Annotated in this window: 18 protein-coding genes; 8 read left to right on the plus strand and 10 right to left on the minus strand. The window is 41.3% G+C overall.

The features are described from left to right. The first annotated feature begins 79 nt into the window (after positions 1-79). A complete protein-coding gene (locus ACSLUK_RS05555) occupies positions 80-835 on the plus strand; it encodes a TerC family protein (protein WP_448547537.1) in 756 nt (251 codons plus the stop codon). On the opposite strand, the gene ACSLUK_RS05560 is transcribed toward ACSLUK_RS05555, so the two are convergent. After that, positions 821-3031 (minus strand): winged helix-turn-helix domain-containing protein, encoded by a 2211-nt coding sequence (locus ACSLUK_RS05560; protein WP_448547538.1) that lies wholly within the window; start codon positions 3029-3031, stop codon positions 821-823. The two genes, ACSLUK_RS05555 and ACSLUK_RS05560, sit on opposite strands and share 15 nt — an antisense overlap. A 192-nt stretch (positions 3032-3223) precedes the next feature. Here ACSLUK_RS05560 and ACSLUK_RS05565 point away from each other — a divergent pair, with 192 nt between their 5' ends. Both ACSLUK_RS05565 and ACSLUK_RS05570 read left to right on the plus strand, forming a co-directional pair. After that, positions 3224-5545, plus strand: coding sequence for a CocE/NonD family hydrolase (locus ACSLUK_RS05565; protein WP_448547539.1), 2322 nt, complete (start codon positions 3224-3226; stop codon positions 5543-5545). Between the two features lie 199 nt (positions 5546-5744). After that, on the plus strand, positions 5745-6818 hold the full coding sequence (locus ACSLUK_RS05570) for an OmpA family protein (protein ID WP_448547540.1): 1074 nt from the start codon (positions 5745-5747) through the stop codon (positions 6816-6818). Between the two features lie 65 nt (positions 6819-6883). On the opposite strand, the gene ACSLUK_RS05575 is transcribed toward ACSLUK_RS05570, so the two are convergent. Then, positions 6884-8713: an SLC13 family permease gene (locus ACSLUK_RS05575; protein ID WP_448547541.1), complete on the minus strand. Its 1830-nt coding sequence runs from the start codon at positions 8711-8713 to the stop codon at positions 6884-6886. Between the two features lie 351 nt (positions 8714-9064). After that, positions 9065-9769, minus strand: a complete 705-nt coding sequence (locus ACSLUK_RS05580) for a DUF2306 domain-containing protein (protein ID WP_448547542.1) — start codon at positions 9767-9769, stop codon at positions 9065-9067. Positions 9770-10365: 596 nt separating this feature from the next. Between ACSLUK_RS05580 and ACSLUK_RS05585 the strand changes: the two genes are divergently transcribed. Next, positions 10366-11595: a hypothetical protein gene (locus tag ACSLUK_RS05585; protein ID WP_448547543.1), complete on the plus strand. Its 1230-nt coding sequence runs from the start codon at positions 10366-10368 to the stop codon at positions 11593-11595. A 119-nt stretch (positions 11596-11714) separates the two neighbouring features. On the opposite strand, the gene ACSLUK_RS05590 is transcribed toward ACSLUK_RS05585, so the two are convergent. After that, positions 11715-12155, minus strand: a complete 441-nt coding sequence (locus ACSLUK_RS05590) for a DUF6908 domain-containing protein (protein ID WP_448547544.1) — start codon at positions 12153-12155, stop codon at positions 11715-11717. Positions 12156-12455: 300 nt separating this feature from the next. On the opposite strand from ACSLUK_RS05590, the gene ACSLUK_RS05595 reads away from it, so the two are divergent. Further along, positions 12456-12797, plus strand: a complete 342-nt coding sequence (locus ACSLUK_RS05595; RefSeq protein WP_448547545.1) for a zinc ribbon domain-containing protein YjdM — start codon at positions 12456-12458, stop codon at positions 12795-12797. A gap of 41 nt (positions 12798-12838) precedes the next feature. After that, positions 12839-13450, plus strand: a complete 612-nt coding sequence (locus ACSLUK_RS05600) for a hypothetical protein (protein ID WP_448547546.1) — start codon at positions 12839-12841, stop codon at positions 13448-13450. A 42-nt stretch (positions 13451-13492) separates the two neighbouring features. On the opposite strand, the gene ACSLUK_RS05605 is transcribed toward ACSLUK_RS05600, so the two are convergent. From ACSLUK_RS05605 to ACSLUK_RS05625, 5 genes are all read right to left on the minus strand, one after another. Beyond that, complete coding sequence (locus tag ACSLUK_RS05605; RefSeq protein ID WP_448547547.1) at positions 13493-13828, minus strand: hypothetical protein; 336 nt, start codon at positions 13826-13828, stop codon at positions 13493-13495. A 4-nt stretch (positions 13829-13832) separates the two neighbouring features. Next, positions 13833-14015, minus strand: coding sequence for a hypothetical protein (locus ACSLUK_RS05610; RefSeq protein WP_448547548.1), 183 nt, complete (start codon positions 14013-14015; stop codon positions 13833-13835). Beyond that, complete coding sequence (locus tag ACSLUK_RS05615; protein ID WP_448547549.1) at positions 14015-16645, minus strand: hypothetical protein; 2631 nt, start codon at positions 16643-16645, stop codon at positions 14015-14017. Before ACSLUK_RS05615 ends, ACSLUK_RS05610 begins: the two co-directional genes overlap by 1 nt. Continuing rightward, positions 16630-16935 (minus strand): hypothetical protein, encoded by a 306-nt coding sequence (locus ACSLUK_RS05620; RefSeq protein ID WP_448547550.1) that lies wholly within the window; start codon positions 16933-16935, stop codon positions 16630-16632. The genes ACSLUK_RS05615 and ACSLUK_RS05620 overlap by 16 nt, the downstream gene beginning before the upstream one ends. A 165-nt stretch (positions 16936-17100) precedes the next feature. Beyond that, on the minus strand, positions 17101-18405 hold the full coding sequence (locus ACSLUK_RS05625; protein WP_448547551.1) for an aminotransferase class I/II-fold pyridoxal phosphate-dependent enzyme: 1305 nt from the start codon (positions 18403-18405) through the stop codon (positions 17101-17103). 105 nt (positions 18406-18510) lie between these two features. Here ACSLUK_RS05625 and ACSLUK_RS05630 point away from each other — a divergent pair, with 105 nt between their 5' ends. Both ACSLUK_RS05630 and ACSLUK_RS05635 read left to right on the plus strand, forming a co-directional pair. Continuing rightward, positions 18511-19404: a dihydrodipicolinate synthase family protein gene (locus ACSLUK_RS05630; RefSeq protein ID WP_448547552.1), complete on the plus strand. Its 894-nt coding sequence runs from the start codon at positions 18511-18513 to the stop codon at positions 19402-19404. A gap of 7 nt (positions 19405-19411) precedes the next feature. After that, positions 19412-20617 (plus strand): MFS transporter, encoded by a 1206-nt coding sequence (locus ACSLUK_RS05635; protein WP_448547553.1) that lies wholly within the window; start codon positions 19412-19414, stop codon positions 20615-20617. A gap of 28 nt (positions 20618-20645) precedes the next feature. Here the strand turns inward: ACSLUK_RS05635 and ACSLUK_RS05640 are convergent, their stop codons facing one another. Continuing rightward, positions 20646-21200, minus strand: coding sequence for a peptidylprolyl isomerase (locus ACSLUK_RS05640; protein ID WP_448547554.1), 555 nt, complete (start codon positions 21198-21200; stop codon positions 20646-20648). Between the last annotated feature and the right edge of the window lie 214 nt (positions 21201-21414).

The raw sequence follows: 21414 nt of genomic DNA on the forward strand, positions 1-21414 counted from the left end.
AAAAATAAATGGCTTTTAATGAAGCAGTTAGCCATAATCTTGGTTCTATCACTTTCAGAATTTCTGTTGGAAAACACGTATGGATTATGTTTTATCACTGCTCACAGATCCTAATGCTTGGGCGGCATTTGCTGCATTAACGGCGATGGAAGTCGTACTGGGCATCGACAACTTGGTTTTTATTTCAATCTTGTCAAATAAACTTCCTGAGGAAAAACGTGCGTTAGCAAGGCGAGTAGGCATTTCTGCTGCGTTAATACTCAGACTATTCTTATTAGGCACAATTGCTTTTATCATTGGCTTAACTGAACCTGTGGTCACATTGTTTGAACATAGCCTGTCATGGCGCGATATTATTTTGATAACGGGCGGCGTGTTCTTGCTATGGAAAGCAACGAAAGAAATTCACCACATCATAGATCCGGATCCCGAACCAGAAAATAATGGGATTGCTGCAGTTGGCATAAGCTTTTCTGCTGTTGTAGTTCAAATATTATTACTCGATATTGTCTTTTCTATCGACAGTATTATTACTGCAGTTGGCATGACAGAACACTTACCTATTATGGTGGCGGCAGTCATTATTACGGTAACCGCTATGCTTGTGGCCGCCGACCCGCTATCTCGCTTCATTCATGCCAATCCAACCGTGGTAATGTTAGCGCTGGGCTTCTTACTGTTGATTGGTACAACACTTATCGCAGAAGGCTTTGGTGCGCATCTACCAAAAGGGTATATATACGCAGCAATGGCATTTGCTGTGATTATCGAAAGCTTAAATATGTTGTCACGTAGGGCTAAAAGAAAACGTATAGCGCAATCATCGACTGACTGATTGCGTTTGGTAAATATCAATACTGCCGCGCTGGGTAATGCCATATAACAAGGTATTGTCCGCTAAGGCAAACCGAGCACTGTCGCTATGAGTGACAGTGCTTACAATGCCAGTATCGCTATCAAGATGTCTTATTTTTCCACCATCTGTGTATTCATACCAAAAATAATCACTACCGCGCTTAGTTAAATTAAACTGTCGACCACTAAGCAGATTACTCGACGAAATTGACTCATGAGCAATAGGCGTTGGCTGCTTACCTACAAACAATATACCTGTTTGATCAAGCCATAATGTATCGTTTAACAGCGCGTCAAACCGCACAAACTGCCAGCGTTTATCCACACTGGCAACACTATGATTGTTTATGTCGTAAAGATACACCTGCCATTGATTGGATTCTTGAATACTGTAGGCTATTTGTGAACCTGACTTGAACGATACGCCACGAATCTCAGATTGCGGTATTTTCAAACGCTCATAATCGCCAGACTCAACATTGATAAGGTGCATTTCATTGAGCATCAAAGCGAGCAAGTACTTACCATCTGGTGACCACAATAAATCAACATAGTGACGACTATCATTAAAACTCGTCAATTTTCGCGCTGGCTTGTCGCTGGTGCTATTTGTGTCCGAAATCCATACTTCTTCGCTGCCAGAGGCAAAGCTGATGTAAGCTATTTGATGACGTTTTGCAGAGTAAGTAACTAACCGTTCATCTACAGACGCATCCGCGACAACTCGCGATGCTGAATCTGCCAGTGAAATTGCATGAATATCTTCATTATGATTGCCCGAGGCAAATAGATAATCACGCCCGTTGGTGTGGCGTCTTGGCCAACTTAATTGGCGGCTCCCTGAATACACGACTTGCCGATCATTACCCTGTAAGTCATAACTCAAGATCTGGTACGCTGGGTGCTCCCCCATGAGAACGACGCGTTCTCCGTCGTGACTCCAAATACCACAGCAAATGTAGGCGTCTTGTTTAAACAATAATGTAAGCTCATTGCTGTCAAGATCGAGTGAATAAAACCCTTCCCACTGTTGTTTATCAGGTGAAGAAATAAGTAATCGGTTTTTGGTTGGGTGTAAATCAAATTGACTATTCCCCCCCAGCACCAATTCAGGTTGATTTATATGTTTTACTTTCTGTGAAATCAAGTTGATTTCAAACATCGAATATCCGTGGTTCCCCTCAGATATTTCAGCAAAAACTAAACGATTGTCATCATGGGTGAATAGTATTTTGCCATAGCTACCCGCAGGACAATTATGTATTAACTGAGGCTCACCAACTGACATATCGTCAATCTCTCGAATAAAGTACTGACATCGCTGAGGTGTGGCAACCAAATATACGATTTTGTCGCCACTGGTATTCCAATTAGCAGGTCCTACCCCGACGCCAGACTCGTGCTGTATTTCAATCTGTTGCTGATCAGCAAGACGCTTGATGATTAATTTCATCTGCTTGCCAGTACTTAGCATATAGGCAACACGTGTACCATCGGGTGACACCGCAGGAAACAACTCATTGCCTGCATCTGTTGTAATCGCTTTCGCAGAAGTAAGCGTTACAATATTTTCAACAGCTTGTTTGTTATACCAAAATAACAAGAGGACAATCATTAGCACACTAATTAAGCCAGCAGCAAGGCGAAGAGAATTACTCGCGGTAGCAGGAGTATTGTTTTCTGAGTCGCTATTGGTCTTTTTCTCAGTAGAAGCGAGCGCAGTATCTACAGTCTTCACTTGTTCACTTTCAGCCGAAACTAGCGGTGCTTGTTGCACTAGCACATCGTGCGTTTGGTCAATACAAGCATTTGTTTTTGAAGGATCTTCTGTCGGCGTCAATGGCTCGTCATGGCTAGCAGGAACGACAGTAGCAATAAACTTGTAGCCTTTTTTAGGAAATGTTGCGATAAATTGAGGCTGCTTGGGATCATCGTTAAATACTTTGCGCAACTTAGTGATTAATTTACTCACCGCATTATCACTGACAATACGGCCTAACCAAACATGCTCAATAAGTGTTTCTTTGCTAACAATTTTATCTGGATGCTGACAAAAATAACGGAGCAGTTCGACCATCATTGGCTCTAACTGAACTGTTTTTGTGTCATTTTCTGTGTGCAATGCTAGAAATTGTTGTTGATCACAAAAAATATATTGTGCGATTTGCCAGCGCATCAAACTTCCCTAATAAACATATAAACCATTGTTTATATTATAATAAGCTACATAAAACACTTGATTCCACCTGGCTCAGTCATTAAAAGTCACAAAAATTCCGATGTATTTCATTACTCGTCACCTGCAATTTTCTAGCATACCAGCAATCAAGACGATACCAACAGCAAATTGCTAATTTACATGAGAACAATGATGAAAAATAACAAAGTCGCATTGACGATAACGCTACAGCTTTTTTTGCTAATTTTTTGCTTTCAGGTGCTTGAAGCATTTGCGCAAAAACAAATAAGCGAACAGATATTTTATACACCTAAAACACTTCGAGCTGCCACAATCGATGGTTATGACGATACGTTAGCCGTGCTGAATTCGCCTGTATTCTATGACGATCTAAAGCAACTGGCCAATCAAATTTTATCCGACCGTATAGCGCAAGAAAGGATGTTCAATAAGACAGCATTGCTTTCAATTCGTGAACAACACCATGAACTGTTACGTGAAATTAACCAGTTTCCACAGGCGATTTCCTACACCCATTACACACTAGATAGCCAAACAGCGTTAGCTATAAAACAATCTGATCCACGTCATTTTGAGCAGACTTTGCGTCAATCACTCAATCTACAACTTGCGACAATGGATAACGAGACGTTATTACAATTTGGCGGCGCACTGGGTTGGTCAGTATCTGGCGCGGTTGACTATGTAACCAACATATTCATGAGCGTGCGTGCGTTGGAAACGCTGAGTGAAGAGCAAGCGATAAACCTCATTGTCAACAGTCATTTGTATCATGTGCTTGCCCGTGTAATTCCTATCAGTCAGACATTAATTAAGATAGAACAAGACAAACGATATGATATTACACCGGAAACCCTGATTACGACGCCCGATGGCATCGAACTTGCCGCAACAATCGTTAAACCTAAAGGACTTAAGGGCAAAAGTCCTACTGCAATGCAGTTCACCATATATGCAGACGAAGCAGCGCACATAAGAACCGCAATCCATGCGGCAGCGCACGGCTATATTGGAGTTGTCGTAAATACCCGAGGTAAGCGTTCAAGCAGTAGCGCCGTTGTACCATGGGAGCATGAGGGCAAAGATGCGACTAATGCTATCGATTGGATCAGCAAGCAGCCTTGGAGTAATGGCGAAGTTGTCATGTATGGCGGCAGTTATAATGGCTTCACGCAGTGGGCTGCTGCCAAGCATATGCACCCTGCCCTCAAAGCAATTGCCCCTTACACTGCAGCTAGCCTAATCACCGGTTTACCTTACGAAAACAACATCGTACTTACAGGAAATTATCAATGGGCTGCTTACGCGACAAATAACAATACGGTAGACGCCAGTGTTTACAATGACTGGCAAAAGTCGAGTAAACTGGTGGAAGACATGTACACCAGCGGTCGTGCCATTTCAGATATTGATAAAATTGACGGTGTAGCAAGTCCTTGGTTTCAAAAGTGGTTATCACACCCAGCATTTGACGACTATTATCAGGCGATGGTGCCAGTAAAAGAAGAATATAAGAATATTAATATTCCGGTGCTAACCGTAACTGGCTACTTTGACGGCGGACAGATATCTGCAATTGACTATTTAACACGACACTATAAATACAACAAAAATGCCGATCATACATTGCTCATTGGGCCTTACGATCACCGTTCCGCACAAGAGAAAGCCATTTCACATTTCAGCAACTATCAGCTCGATGAGGTAGCGCTTAAAAAAGATACCGAAGAAATCGTATTCGCTTGGTTTGATCACTTATTGTTAGGGAAAGAGCAACCCGAACTTTTGAAAGACAAAGTAAACTACCAGCTAATGGGTAGCAACCTATGGCGACACGCTAACAGTTACGCGGCAATGAACGCACAAGCTCGTACCTATTTTTTATCAACGTCCGCTAACGATGATTCACAATTCTTTTTACTAACTGACCCAGAAGATAAAACAGCTTTTATCTCTCAAACAATAGATATGACCGACAGAACCACAGAGCATAATCGCGCGCCGTGGCCTGTAATCCAAGAACAGCTGAACGAGCCAAATGGTTTAATATTTATGACCGAAGCGTTCGATTCACCACAAGAATTGGCGGGTGCGATTACCGGTCACTTTTCAATAGCGGTGAACAAGAAAGACGTTGATATTGGCTACAATTTCTACGAAATTGATCAGGAAGGACGCGCATTTCATTTAAATACTTACCGCAGTAGAGCAAGTTTTGCCAATGATATGAGCCAGCGCCAATTGCTGACGCCCAATATAAAAACGATGATCCCGATAGTCAACGCAAGAATGGCGGCTAAATTAATTGCAAAAGGCAGCCGTCTCGCCATTGTTTTAAATGTTAATAAGAATCGCGACGCACAGGTTAATCTGGGTTCAGGTAAGCCCGTCAACAACGAAACTGTCGCTGACGCAGGCCAAGAATTATCAATTAAATGGTTTAACGATAGCCGTATCAATATCCCACTTAAGCCGTGGCAAGGTAGTTAGAAACCCAAAGCTAGATAATTGCCTACAAAATCGATGTAAAAAGCGCCTTTTTGCATCGATTTCACTAGAATCTTCTAAATTAGTTAATAAAATTCGATTAAATGCCCAACTGCTGTGGCGCGCTTCGAAATTTTGCGTAAAATTAGCGTTTAATTTATTACCCCTGTATTTGACGACAACACGCTCAAAAGGATAAAACATGCAATTTTTTACGCTTAATCGACTTAGCCAACTTGTGGCTATCTCGCTATTTTCTTGCGCGATCAACGCCGCAGAACAACCGTCAGGTGAAGATCTAACAGGCCGTAGTTACATCGGCCTACACGGCACTACAATGAAGAACGACACCGATCGCAAACTGAACCCGGCAGACGATGATTCAGGCTTTGATCACGGCTCAGGTGGCGGCATTGAGTACGGCTATCGCATTTCCCCTTGGTATGAAGCCAGAATATCGATTACCAAGTTGAATTTTGAGACTGAAACGAATGGCTATCAAGAGCCTTCAGGTTCAAGTACAGCACTCGATTTACTCTATTTTCCAAGTAAACAAAACTTCTACCTTTATGCTGGTGCAGACTTTCTGGATGTTGACAGCTCTAACTTAGCTGCCGGATTAGGTGCAGGCTACCGCTACTACCTTAGCGAGAAAAGTGCCTTATATGCTGAAGCCAAAGGTGCTTACGAATTTGACGATGATTACATGGATTTTTCAACTAAGATTGGCTTCATTTACTATTTTGGTGACAGTCCAAAAAAATCAAAAGCGCCAGCAGCCGCTGCGGCAACACAAGCAAAGCCTAAAGACAGCGACAAAGATGGTGTATTTGATCATCAAGATCGCTGCGCGAATACGCCAATGACAGATAGGGTCAATGCGAATGGTTGCACGGTATTTACTACGCAGCAGTTGACTATGGAACTCAGCGTTAATTTTGACAATAACAAAGCAATTGTGAAGCCGGAATACTTTGAAGAAGTTGCTACAGCCGCTGAATTTTTGCGTACCTATCCACACGCAAGATTAACCATCAATGGTCACACATCTTCAGTAGGCGATGCCGCATACAATAAAGTCCTTTCAGAAAAACGTGCACAAGCAATTGTTGATGTTCTAGTAAATGAATATCACATCGACGCAACCCGTTTAATAGCGGTTGGTCATGGCGAAGAGCAATTACTTGATGCTGCAAATACCGTTGAGGCACATGCTAAAAACCGTCGTATTGAAGCAAACGTAGTAGTGAAGAAGAAGGTTGCAGCGAAGCGTTAATAATTCGCTTCTACGATGAAAAAAACGCCAGTTATGGCGTTTTTTTTCATTTTTTCGCGGTGACGTTATAAATACAACCAGCTAAGCAAAAATGACAACGTCAGCCACATTAATACGATCAATGGTAAACCAACCCGAATGAAATCTGAAAATTGGTAACCACCAGCGTTCATTACTAAGATATTGGTTTTATAAGCCATGGGTGTTGCGTAGCTCAGATTAGCGCCAAATAAAACCGCTAAAATAAATGGTTGTACGGGTAAGTTGAGCTGTGTTGCCACAGAAATAGCAATTGGTGTTCCGATTACCGCCGCAGCATTATTAGAGACAATGTTGGTGAGCACCGCTAACATCAACATCAATGCCGCTATGATACCACCGGGTGGTAGATCAAACGCCAATGCCACAAACAGCTGGGCAATATACTCCGCACCTCCTGTTTGCATCATCGCGGAACCCAATGCGAGCGAAGCAACGACGATAAGCACTACTTGGCTGCTTAAAGCCGCAGAGACTTCACTCCAATCTAAGCACTTAGTCACAAGTAGCAACAAAATGCCGAATATTGAACTGATAGCAATGGGAAGTATGCCAACGGCAGCCACAGCAACGACCATAAACAGTACCGACAATGCCATCGGAGCTTTTTTAGAGTAAGGCAAATCAGATGCACCATCGATGACGAGAAAGCCCTGTGTTTCTTTGAGATAAGCAACCTGTTCGGCGTCCCCTTGCACGAGTAGAACGTCGCCAGTGTGAATAACCACATTGCCAATACTACGACGCCCTATATCCATCGCCTTACCATCACGATGTAACGCCAATACAGAAATCCCGTAACGCTTGGCAAATTGCACATCTTTTAACGTACGTCCTACCAATTCTGATGCCTGAATCACCACAATTTCTGCGAGCATTTGTTTTTCTGCATTGAGTGGATGATCTTCATCCACACGGTGTGTCCCTGAGAATAATGTGGCCTGCAAAACCGACTCAAATTCTTTTAGCTGGTCAGGATTATCTTTAACATGTAAGCGATCGCCTTCTTTAAGCACAGTATCAGGGAAAGGCCTAATATTGCGATAATCTGGGCTACGTTGAATAGATTCAATATTCATCGCATCATCCGTCATTTTGAGCACTTCTGCGACCGTTTTTCCATTGGCGATACTGTCTTCATTGATATTAAGATAGGCACTGAAGAGCCGAGGTGACGTATCGGGTAGCGATGCTTTGCGGTCGGGTAACAGTTTCGGGGCAACAATCCACAGATACGCAATAGCTATTGCCGCTGCAATAACGGCAGGCAGACTAAAATCAAACATGCCAATTCTGGGTAGTCCCATGTCACTGGCAACGCTGACAACCAATAAATTAGTCGACGTACCAATAGTCGTTGTCATGCCACCAACAAGCGTGGCTAACCCCATAGGTAGGAGCATAGGAGAAGTTGGGGTGTTAGTGCGTAACGCAACACTGGTCAAAATAGGCAACAGTAAAACAACAATAGGCGTGTTATTGACAAAGGCACTCAATGTACCCGCAATAATCAGCGTGATAAGGAGCGACAATGCCGGGCTTATTTTCCACAGTTTGGCAAGGTAACGGCCAACAGGTACAAGCGCACCAGTGCGCACAAGCGCATGGCCAATAATCATTAACGCACACACAGTAACGAGTGCTTCATGACCAAAACCAAAAAATAACGACGATGGCTCCAAATGCTTACCATCAACTTCAAATGGAAAAATAGTAAACACTAAACACAATACCACTAGTACGGCGAGTGACGATGTCTCAAGCGGTATATCCTCTCGACGAAAGAAATAAAGCGCTACTGCCGTCAGTATCAACATGATCAGTGCATGATAGTTGGGAATGTCAGGAATGTTCATTATGGCTCTTAAAGTGAAACATTAAACTCTCCTATTGAAGAGATTAACCGCTTTGATTAAACGTTAGCATTAGCTGAACAAAATTGCGATATTAAACGCACGTTTAACTCACCTAAAAGTGTTCAGGAATATTTCTGACCTTATCAAAGAGTTATTACAATTTCATTTAGTTACAATGAATTAATTCAAATATCATCCTTTCGTTGCATTCAATGGTGCTAGACAACTCACATGTGCTATTGAATGTCTAAAACGACTATGTTCTTTTCTACGTCATAGCTACTCATGATGAGTGTTTCAGCATTGATATCAACAACACCAAAGCCTTGTCGGCTAAGTTGCGCGACGTGACTAACAATGAGCCATTTTATTTTGTTGTTTCAAAAACATACATTCTACAATCAGCAAATTCAGTATCATGCCTAAGATTAGGCCAGCATCATGTAGAAGTTGCGCAAATGTATTCAATAACGCTTGATTATTACCTGCGAAAACCACTGCAGCAGCTTCAATGAACAATGGACTAACGGCTCCCAAAGCTATCGCGACTGCCCGAATCATCCATTTTCTGTGCATTGGAATGTTACGTTTTCTGATGAACAAAATTGCTAAGGTAAAAGCTACACACAAAGCAATTGCAATAGTTAATATAGATACCAAACGCGTATCAAACGTATTTGGCGCAAAAGCTAAGTGCATCCATATGCCCGAGACAGCCATCACGCCCCCCGAAGCTACCGCAAATATACCGCTGACTCTGTGCCATATTGCGTGGTTAATGCGAATCGCTTTGGAGAACTGAAAAGGAATGGTCATAAAAAATATGATGCCAGATATACCATGCACCATAATGGGCGAAGGTGAATTGAAATATGCCACATTGACGATTGATGACGCCATTTCGATCAAAGGTTCATTGAATGTTACAGATAACACGATGAAGATTGCCGGTATACCTGGAATGGCTAACATAAATAATAGAAAACCAACTATCGGCCAGTTAAACGAAATACAGTGAGTAATAGCATTGTTATTTGGCGTTTTTACAAAAGACATAGTGACCTTTTCTCTACTAGCATTGATTAAGACAACACTATGTCAGTTACCGATACTTTATTCGTCCGAACTTATTGGCGCGAACAAAAAAAGTATGTCTCCCCTGTAGGCGCAGACACTACATCCTTGTTTAGACACGGCTAAGCTGGATTTTTTCTGTGTGTACGTATTACGCTTGCGACAACAAAAGATACAATTATGCGATAGACTTCCGAAGCTCACCCAATAGCAATACAATTTAAATTTACTTGTTCATCAATTTAACAAGGACGTCGTCATGAAATACTTAGCGCACCAAGCCATTTAAGTATTGGCCTAAGTGTTAATTTAACTGCTGATAATCCATCGCTTTAAGATTCAATAACCAGTTCTTAAGAAAGTTATTCAATTGGGCCTGCTTTTTCAGCACCTCACATAGAGACAGTTGACTTTCTGACTAGTCCTACGCTTTCGATACTTTATTTAGTGAATTTGGAAAACCACTTAACACAAAGACAATTAACAAAAATTCACTTAGAATACGTCTCTATCATACAATCGCGTATAGCGCTTTTTCATTGAATAACAAGTGCATGCGCTCCAAAAAATTTAAGTCGATGTCATCAACTAAACTTACATGGATTGAGTCGTTATATCGTAGAAGCTGGGAAATGGAACTCCTAATTTCTGGATTTACACTCGTATTATTAATGCAGGCATATTTTAACCTGCCGTACTTGTATAGCTGGATTGATTTTTATATCAAAGATAATGGTTCAGGGCTTTATCAAATCTGCTTTTACTTAACCGTTCTTACTACCTTAAGTATGCTGTCAATCATATTTTTCTTAGTTTTGAATTTGTCTTTTCGCGCTTATTGGATAGCGCTGATTGGGCTAATGTCTCGCGTAGAAAAGACTTCTGGAAAACTGGAATTTAGCCAGTACCGGAAACTGAACATTGCTCAAGTAAAGCAATTTAGACAGATGAATCGACACATAGATAGAGTTGACCACATTGGCAGTCAGCTATTTGCAGTTGCTCTTTTAGTCGTATGTCTCTTTAGTTCAGTTTTACTTTTAACATTTGAAATGAGTGGGCTAATTGTACTAGCAAAGTCTTTTGAACAATTTCAACTAACAGTTCACTTATTCATATTATTATTCTTAATTTGCTCACTCATATTTTTAGCTGAAATTTTCAGTGATAGCTTATTAAGCCGGCAAAAAGCCAAATGGATCCAAGTTCCCTTTTATTACATTTATGTCGTATTTCGATTTTTAACTGGCTACTTCCTATACGAAAAAATTGTCCTAGGTGGGAAAAGCAATGGATTGGCCCGAAAAGCAGCGATGTCTCTCATTTTTGCTATTGCTATGATTACTGTTTTTTCGTATTTAGAAAGGAATAGTGTATTTTCATTTGATGAGAGTACGGTAAGAAATGAGCAAGATCTTAAAGCCTACCGTATTATCCATTTGTCAGAGCATATACAAAAGGGGCTCATTACAAATGTAGCCGTAGACAAAAGGGAATATCAACATATGCCGATTAAAGTTTTTATTCCACTAACGGCAACGTTACAGCATTATTTACAAGAAACATGTCCGAATTTAAACGATGTAAAATTGGATAACCAATGCCTAAACAGCTTTGTGAATTTGCAGTTGGGTGAACTAACATTGGCTCCCGAGTGGGAATTTTCTGTTTATGCTCAGAGTGAGACTAAAGGGTTAATCGCTTATGTTGATATTCCCGAATTAACGCGCGGAAAGCATGAGCTAGCGTTAAAATTTCCATTCTTACCTAAATCGCTATCAACCAATATTTGGTATTATCCAAAATAGGCTAGATAGCAAGCGCACTAACTGACGCAATATTTCCGCAGTTAGGAACAAGAGCCTTTAATACGCTGAGGCTCTTTTAACTTCATTATAAAAGAAAGCCAACATTACTAATTGTAGTGTTAATTTAACTGCTGATAATCCATCGCTTTAAGATTCAATAACCAGTTCTTAAGAAAGTTATTCAAGTGGGCCTGCTTTTTCAGCATCTCACTTAGAGACAGTTGCGTATCTGATACGTCCTGCTTATTCGATACTTTATTTAATGAATAGGGTTCTAGCACTTTATTTGCTTGATCAATCAATAAAATCATCTCCGGTGAATCTGCAACATTCCCTTCCTGATCAAACAAGTGTGTCATCAAATACGCCTTAACCGCACGATTATGTGCTCCTGTGTCCGGCATATCGATATTGATGATATGTAAGTCTATTAAATTCTCTGCCGTGAGCGTTTTACTTTCATATTGATCTACTTCACTGACAATTGAGAGTTCTTGCGCTAGACGATAGTTTTCTTGATAAATGCTTTGGTGATTCTCGAGTTTGGCTACGTTTTCCATAATGTACTACTCAATTTATGATTGTGCATTTTTTAAGCATCAAACGCGCCATGATCTATCTAAAAAAGAGCATGGTTAGGTGAAAGTTGGTTAACACAATGAAATATAACAGCAATAAAAAAGCGAAAAATCCGAAGTCATTTCTGTGAAATTAAACGTCATCCGTAAATCAGAGTATCTGTGTCAAAAATATGCCGGAGAAAATACTGTCTTTTTCACTTTGACGCAGTAATGCGCTTTCCGATAACAAATGTAAACTGCTAGAATACCCGCAAATTTCAACTTACGAATTAATTACCCATGAGTGAATCTTTACCTCCTTGCCCAAAATGTGCATCTGAATACGTATATCAAGACCAATCTCAACTTATCTGCCCAGAATGTGGTTACGAGTGGAACCCTTCAGATGTACAAGATGAAGACGCCTTTGAAGTCAAAGATTCCAACGGTGCCCTGCTTTCCGATGGTGATAAAGTTACGGTGATTAAAGATCTGAAAATTAAAGGTAGCTCACAAGTCATCAAAATTGGGACGAAAGCACTGGTAAGACGCATTTTTGATAAAAAAGATCATGAGCTTGATTGCAAAGTAGACGGTATTGGCGAAATGATGGTAACCGCCAAGTTTGTGAAAAAAGCCTAGTTTTTACATCAGCCACATGAAACGCTGAAAAGGAATTGATTATGTTAAGCAATGCATACCGTCTGTACGGTGTCATCCTAGTAATTCTTACCCTAACTAGTTGTTCAGTTGGTAACCGCGTTGCCAGTCATGGACAAAGTGTTGATGTTACTATGGGTAACATCGATGTGAATGCTAACAATTCAGCTGGGCATTTGGCCGTCACAAACGGCAACATCACTATTAGCCACCATGCCAAAGTAAAGTCGATTGAAGTATTAAACGGTAATATTACTATCGAAAACTTCAGTGAAGCCGATTCCATAGAAACTACCAATGGCAATATTGATATCGGTGACAAGGTACAAGTCAGCCATGATGTGGTGACGCTCAACGGTGACATTCAGCTGGCAACAAACGTTGAAATTGGCGCCAACGTGCGCACAGCTACTGGCAATGTCTTAATTGGAAAGGGAACACGAATTAACGGTGATATTATTTTCGAAAAACCGGGCTATTGGTCGTCAAAAGTTGAGCAGGAAATACCGGTTCTGGAAATAGAAGAAGGGGCTATTGTAGAGGGCAATATACATTTATATCGTCCAATCACGCTACGAATACCAGAAGGATTTTCTCCGGAGCAAGTGATTCATCATTACGATAAACGCAGTTAGTACTTAAGAGGCAATTTCCAACACAATTGCCTCTTAAATAGTTTAGTCTGCCTCCTGTTGCGACAAACGAAGTGCGGTCTCTAAAATAGCTTTTTCTTGAGGCGAAAGATCTGCAAGCACTTTTTCTACATTCTTACGATAGTTTTTAAGTGAATTGGCATCATTTGCGATGGCGGTATCTAATGTCTTTTCATATTTTACTAGCAGCTCATTTAACTTGCGACTGTTCTTCATATTCTCCTGATGACCAGCATATCCTAAATAGAGCAGTCCAATAACCGCTATTACAATAGGTACATTAATTTCGAATGAAAGTAACCGCTTTTTATAAATGTTCTGGTCATTATCTTTTTGGGATGAATTAGCCCTTTTCAACACAAGTTTACTCCTCAGTTAACGTCCATTTTAGCTTAATGCGTTCTATAGTTTGCAAAGCCTTTAACAGCTCAGCATCATGTTGCGATTTCATCACCTGAAAGGCGGAAAAAATAAGTGCAAACAACACTAATGCAACTATGGTTTTAGATAAATACTCTTTGATAGTGTCAATAACCGATTGAATCACTACAAAACTCCTCGACAATTATCAATAGGTTGGAAACTCAAGCTCTGCTCTGCTATAGCCTTCGCAAAAGATACAGAGTTTATCGTTGGCACCGAGAAACATTGATAATTTTCCGAGCGGTTTAGTTGAACCAATACCAAATTCTTTAACCCAGATGCCTGCAGTTTGTTGAGCGAGTTTAATAACCCAGGTTGCTTGTTGATCAATTTCACCATAGCTTTTTCAATTTTGTTTTTCGCAGACTCACGCATGACCGTGCCGTTTGCTAAATTGAGCAGATAATCTCCATCTTCATAGCTACCAATGAATGTATTCGCAATACTCGTTAAATCAGGGTTATAGAAAAAGCGTTGTTCGGCCAGTAAGCCGAGATCTTTATTTGCTAAGAAATTCGGCATAGCAACTCGGGTGACTTTGTCATTATTCAAATAGACTCCTAAAAATGCCCCAATGCTATGATCACGTTTTAACACGGTAATATTTGCGTCATATTGTCTAACCTCACTCATACCGAAGAAACTAGGTGCTACAGCTGAAGGTAACCACGAAAAATGCTCAAAGAAAACGTCGTCATAGCGATTCATAACTTTAAAAAAGTCGTTTTTCGGTTTTCTCACAACCAGTTCTCCCGTGGCAGGATCTTCTCTATACTGATTGAATATTTGAGAAGCGATATGGTTAATAAAAGATAAACCTCGGTATTTTTCGAAAATACCGTTTTCAACATCTAGCACAAAGCCAAAAAGTGTCGTTTTTGTATATTCAAGTGGTTCGTTCTTATTGAAGTCTTCGGCAAATGCACTCATCATCTCGCCATAAGTGCCCTCTTTGGAAACTGAATTTATTACGGGCAATCCAATAATCAACACGCCCATCGTTACCAATGCAACTAAATAGGTGACACTATTATGATAAAGGTAGTAACCAAATTTGAAGAAAAGTGCACAAATTGCGACAAAGCTCAATACCACGCTGAACGGCAATATAACAGCCAGCTTAACTGCATCATTACCAATATCATAAAGTGAACCACCCGGTGCAAAAGCTGCGGCTGCTGCAGTAGATGTAATCATCCGAATAAACGAAATGTTATCTTGCTCAGCCAACCATTTTTTTTCATAGGTGGTTTCGGACAAACCTGGCGAAAAGTCGTTGATATAGTATTGTCCTAGTGTTTGCTGTGCCATTCGCTTGATCGTGTCGTGAGTAGCAAAACCAATGCGGTCGAGGCCAACATCGGTAATATCAAATCGCGAATCTCGTTGGTATTTTTGCCAGACTTGATTGGCTTGTTGTTCGTATTTGTCACGAAGTATTTTGGTGATAGCATTTACATCGTGTGTTTGCCAGTTGCTAGGTAGCTCAACGCCTTTTTCTTTAAACATTTTGATAAGTTGTACACGCGCTTCTTCAGACACGACAAATTCATCAAATTTTTCATGTTCGCCAACACCGTAGACTAATTTTAACCAATGCTCACGACCCTGCCGGAGCATACTCAAAATACGTTCCTCTGTACCCAATACAGTGAAAATTACATGCTCTGGCAATACTTTGATGCCTAACCCCTGTCCATTTTGGTACGTTATGCTGTTCAGGTAGTCAGCATGTGCCTCTTCTACTCTTCTTTTACAAGCAGTATTACAACCCCTAGCGCGATGTTGATCTTTAAACTTATGGTGGGCTTTTCTTAACGACTTATCTTTTGACAACTGTTTAAAACTCGAACGTGCACTACCGTAAAGCTGAGCATAGGTATCCCAGCGACTTTGAAGTTGGGTATTTACTGATGCTATTAACTCGCGTTGCTCATTCAAGATTGCGTTATCATTTTCAAGTCGATGAATCGCTTTTTGGTAGTCACTATTTGCTTTGTGGTAAAGCTGCAATTCCTGACGATATAAATCGTCGAATTGTCTCAGTTTAGGAAGGCCGTTCTGTGTAAATCGTTGTGTTTGATTATTGCTTAAAAACGCGTCTGCCAACTTTTCCATATTTTGTTCAATCATTTGATTAAAATTCTTAGAAAAATAGGCAAGTGATGGAATCAAGGCTACCACTAAGTCTCGACGATCTTCATCTTGTACAATTGCATTAAATTCATCAAAATCAGCAATCTTAATTCGACCAGCTAGATAGCCTTCCTTGTATACAATAGCTCGCACAGCACTGAGTTTTTGTTCACCCGTCCTACTGTGCACCCAACTTTCTATGCCAACTCTAATGCTTGGGATTAGCAATAACCAAATTACAATTATCGATAATATGGTAATGCCCGCGTTGGCTATGGAAATTATAAAGAGCCTTATGCGTTGCGTGGTAGAGATGTGCTGAGGATGAACCGTGTCTATTGTTTGTGATTGAAACTTAAACCGGCTCTTAAGTTTGCGTGGTAAAAATGTATAAATTGCTAAAGCTAAACCAAAGCTAGATAAACTGCGCCCGAATAAATCTAACCGAGCAACTGATTCTGCATGTTCAACAAATACCTTTTCCACTGGTAGTGCGTATAGGTCAATTAGCAATACATTTAAAGATAGTTCCAGCCCTACGTAAACAGCGAAAGCCACAAAAAGAAAAATTACTTTCGCGTGAAATGCCATTCGCGATTGCTTTACTGCTTCTTCCATTCAAACACCACCGAGTCATCATTTTTTTCTGATTTTGATTTACGTACACGCTCTTTGCACAAGTTATAGTATTTGTCTGTTGGCTTTATCCTATCGCAGCGATCTTGTTTAGCGATAGGATCCTGTTCAGCTGCGCTCGTTGGAGTATTTATAGAAGATGGGGCTGCATTAGAAATAGCATTAATCTTATGCGTTGACTTTTCAGGGCTTGAAATACATGCCGTCAAAGCAAATACACATGCGCTGACTAATACCGTTTGGAAAATGGTATTCTTAGTTAGGTTTGTCATAAAAAGTTTTCTACCGATTAATCTCGGTTATTATTATAATTCCGTTTCTTAAGTCTAATCTAACATCAAAACAATCACTTATAAAGCAACCTTTAAACATTTGTGCAAGAGTTGGGTGATTACACTTTTATCATTTGTGATGCATGACCAATCAGTAAGTTGTTCCTAGTCTTTGAACATTATCTCTGCAAGATCAGAGGCAAACTCTCGTGCAGTATTTTCTTCCAAGTTTTGTACGCTCACTCTAATCGCATTTGATTCAATATCAATATCAAAGCTACTGCCAGGTCTTACTAACCAGCCTTTGCGTAATAAAGCATAAACCACCGCCTGACAGTTTTCCCCAATAGGGATCCAAATATTTAACCCATCTATCGTCTTGGTTGTTTCAATACTATGCGCCGCCAATGTGTTAATGGCTAACTCCCGTCGTTGTGCACAATTGTCTCGTGCATCACTAAGGTGTTGTTGAAATTCCGCTGTCGTTAGGCAAGTGTACACCAATGATTGTAGCACCCTGCTTACCCATGACATGCCAGGTGCTAATCTCGTATTGATACGCTTAATCGACTCCGAATCTGCAGCAACAAATGCCATGCGTAAATCTGGGCCAAGCCCTTTTGATACCGATCGAAATATCGCCCAATTGTAGGTAGTTTCGGGGATAACAGAATGATGCTCTGTTACGGCCAGCAACGAAAAATGATCGTCTTCCATAACTAGTACGTTAGGATAATCGGCAAGCACAGTTTTGAGTTCGTCAGCACGCGCCTTGGTAATACTCGCACCAGTAGGATTATGCGCTCTAGGCGTAATTAGCACAGCTTTGGCGCCTTTTTTCAATGCCGCGCTAAGTGCGTCTGGACACATACCCTGCTCATCTACTTTCGCACCAACAACCTGCATGCCAGCGAGGCGAATGGCGTTGGCAGAACTGATGTAGCATGGGTCTTCTACCACGACCTTATCACCCGGCACTAAATGAGCAGCTATCATCCGTTCTATTGTGTCTATGGCACCATTGCAAAGCGTGATATCGAAATGTGTCGGGCACGCACCTGTGAACCACGATTTTCCATATTCAAGGATCTGCGGCAAGATGGTCTCTTCACCGTATAAGAATTGGTTTAAATGCGTTGCCGCAACCACTTTGTTGAGATCAGGCAACCATTCCCGCCGTGGACTACCGTCGGCAAGATCAAACAATGCAGTGTCAGTTACCCCTTCTTGTTCACCAGCATCTGGTTCCTGACAAATTCGCGTTCCTAGTCTTCCCTGAGTAACCGCAATGCCTGCTTTAGTTAAGCGCTGATAAGCAGCCGACACCGTATTGCGATTAACCCCTAATTCTTCAGCGAGCTCACGAACTGGCGGCAGTGAATCCCCAGCAACTAGTTGACCATTACTGGTTAATGCTCGAATGGATTCAAAAATTCCTTGCGCAGAAGTACCTGAAATCTTGACTTTCATCTTTTGTCCTATGACAATAAAAAATTATGTCCTAGGTCAAAATAGCCAAAGCTATTTATCCCATGGTTTTTTGTTTTATTACATTCTAAACGAATAGGAGTTCAAATGTTTACTGGTTTATCTGCTTTTCCAATTACACCGTTCCAAAATGAACAAATAGACTTGAAAGCGTTTGCACGCCTAATGGTTAATTTAACAGAAGCCAAAGTTGACTCTATTTGCGCCATGGGGTCAACAGGGCTTTACCCTTATCTAAAACCTGACGAGCTAACAAATGTCGCCAAAACCGCGACGGAACTGGCAGGAAATATCCCCGTTATGGCAGGTATCGGTAGTCTGCGTACTTATGATGTATTGAAAAATGCCGAAGCAGTACAACAAGCTGGAGTGAGCGCAGTATTACTGGCACCAGTGTCTTATCATCCTTTGACAGACAGCGAAGTATTATCGTTATATGAGCAAGTAAGCGCAACGGTTTCGGTACCACTTTGTGTATACGAAAACCCCGGAGTAACCAACTTTGCCTTTAGTGATGAACTCTATAGAGCAATATCAAGGTTACCTAATGTCGCCGCGATAAAAATTCCAGGCATGCCATTTGCGACAAACGAAGGCGCAGAACGGCTCGCACAGCTACGTAAAATAGTCCCAAACAATGTCGCAATAGGTGTTAGTGGCGATAAATTTGGTGCTGCTGGTATGGCAGCGGGTTGTGACGTATGGTTTTCAGTTATAGGGGGGTTGTTCCCTAGAACAGTTCAACGTTTAATTGACGCGGCACAGTCTGACCAGCCGGAAAACGCGTCACACTATTCCGCACAGTTGAACTGCCTATGGGAATTGTTCGCTCGCAACAAAGGAGGGTTACGAGTAATGGCTACTGCAGCTCATATACTTGGCTATGCCGAAAGCAATTGCTTGCCTGCGCCGCTCACCCCATTAGTTGGTGAAGAACGTGAAGCCTTAGCCAACGTTCTGGCCCAATTAAAACTGGATTAGCCGCTCAATGAACAACTTGGTGAAATCAGTCTGCCGTCGTGTCAATCCTTCAAGCCCAAGTAATAACTTGGGCATTTACATCATTGCAGCTATGTTAGCGCGCATCGCAACAGGGGCTTCAACCATAGCGGTGGTTTTACTCGCACATGCCAACGGCTCGCAAGGAGAAATAGTTGGGTTGCTTGCCGCGTGTATCACAGCGCCACATTTATTCGGCCCTATTTATGGTCGCTGGTTAGATAATTCACATGACCCTCGGCGTTTATTAGCGATAGCCTGTTTTGTTTTTACCGTTTGTTTTCAGTTAAGTTTGGTAGGATTTCACACTGAAAAGCTTTGGCTCACCATAAGCTCGTTACTGATTTGTGGTTTATGCAGCTCCTTCATGATGGGAGGGCTCAGCACCCAATTAACTTTTCAGGTAGATAACGATACTAACATCCAACGCCGCGCCCAAAGCTACGACACCCTAAGTTATGGATTTGGCTTAACCGTTGGCCCATTAATCATTGCTATCTTCTCAGAACACTTTGCCCTTGAATTAACCGCAGGATGGGTCATGACGTTACCTGTAATTGCTGGCTTATTTGTACTAAATCTCCCCAAAAAAACGTCTCGAGCCTGTGACCAACACAAGAATTACCTTAGCTTTAAACAGGTGCTAGAGACAATACTTCACTCACCTCCATTACGGCGGACGCTTGCTATGACCTCTGGCGCATCCTTTAGCATGGCAGCCTTGCCAATCATGGCGGTATTCCTTAGTGAAATGTGGATGCAAGGTAAAGAAAATGGCGCATTTCTGGTTACATTTTATGGGCTTGGTTGCATTTGTGGCGCATGCTTACTAATGTTCAAGCCCTTGAAAGCTGACGCGATCATGTTACTGAGAAACGTAGGCGCTGTACTAGTAGTAACACTGATACTAGTGGTGCTAAGTCCCAATTTTACTACGGGCCTAATCGGTTACTGGCTTTGCGGTGTAGTGAATTCAATATTCTTTGCTGTCACCTTGGCCGCCAGAAGAGAATATGCCCCAGAGCAAAGTGCCGCACAAATTTATATGTGGATTGCCGCAGCAAAAATTAGCGCGGCATCGTTAGGGGCTTTTGTTACAGGAACGCTACTTGGTCACTCAATAGCTACTACTATGTTAGTATCTTGCACCGTTCTCATTTTGACGCTGCTAATGTGTTTTTGGCGACGCTGCTAATTGAAGCGCTAAACTTTGTATTTTTGTACTAATTTTTCTCTTCATCTAAGATCACCATTCTAATGATCGTGACCATTTGCTTTGGCACGGTTGGATAACCCAATTCATCACTGTGCCCAACTTCTACTTCGGAAATCGCTTCTACCACGTCGTAGCCTTCAACGACTTCACCAAAAACAGCGTAACCCCAAGAACTACCCGGGTCTAAATTGCTATTGTTGTTTACATTAATGAAAAATTGATTGGTGGCAGAATGTGCTTCGTGTAACTGCTTAGCCATAGCGATGGTACCAAATCGATTTTTTAAGCCATTACCCGATTCATTGAAAATAGGCTCATCCGGTTCAACTTCTGAGAAATTAGTTTGATAGCCGCCAGCTTGAATTAAATACCCCTCTTCTACACGATGGAATAGCGTCTTATCGTATTGACCGCGGGCAACATAGCCCAAAAAATTATCTACCGTTATTTTGGCGCGATAACGATCAAGCGCGAGTACAAAATAGCCCATAGAGGTTTCTACTCGCACTTTTGGCGTATAATTATTTGGCTGAATGTATTGGCCTTTTATCTCTTTTGCCATTGACTGAGACGAGATTATTAAAGTTATACAAAGAAGCAAAGTTCTGATCACATCTATACCTTTATCGAACATAAACCAATTTAAGATTTCCCATATCTTAACAGTTCTTTTTCATCTAATACCAACCCATATAAGAGATTGGTATAAGTTACTCTGGTAAATATGTAAATAAAAAAAGCGGCCAAGATGGCCGCTTAAACAGGGATAGTTACAA

This window comes from Thalassotalea fusca (genome assembly GCF_053485835.1).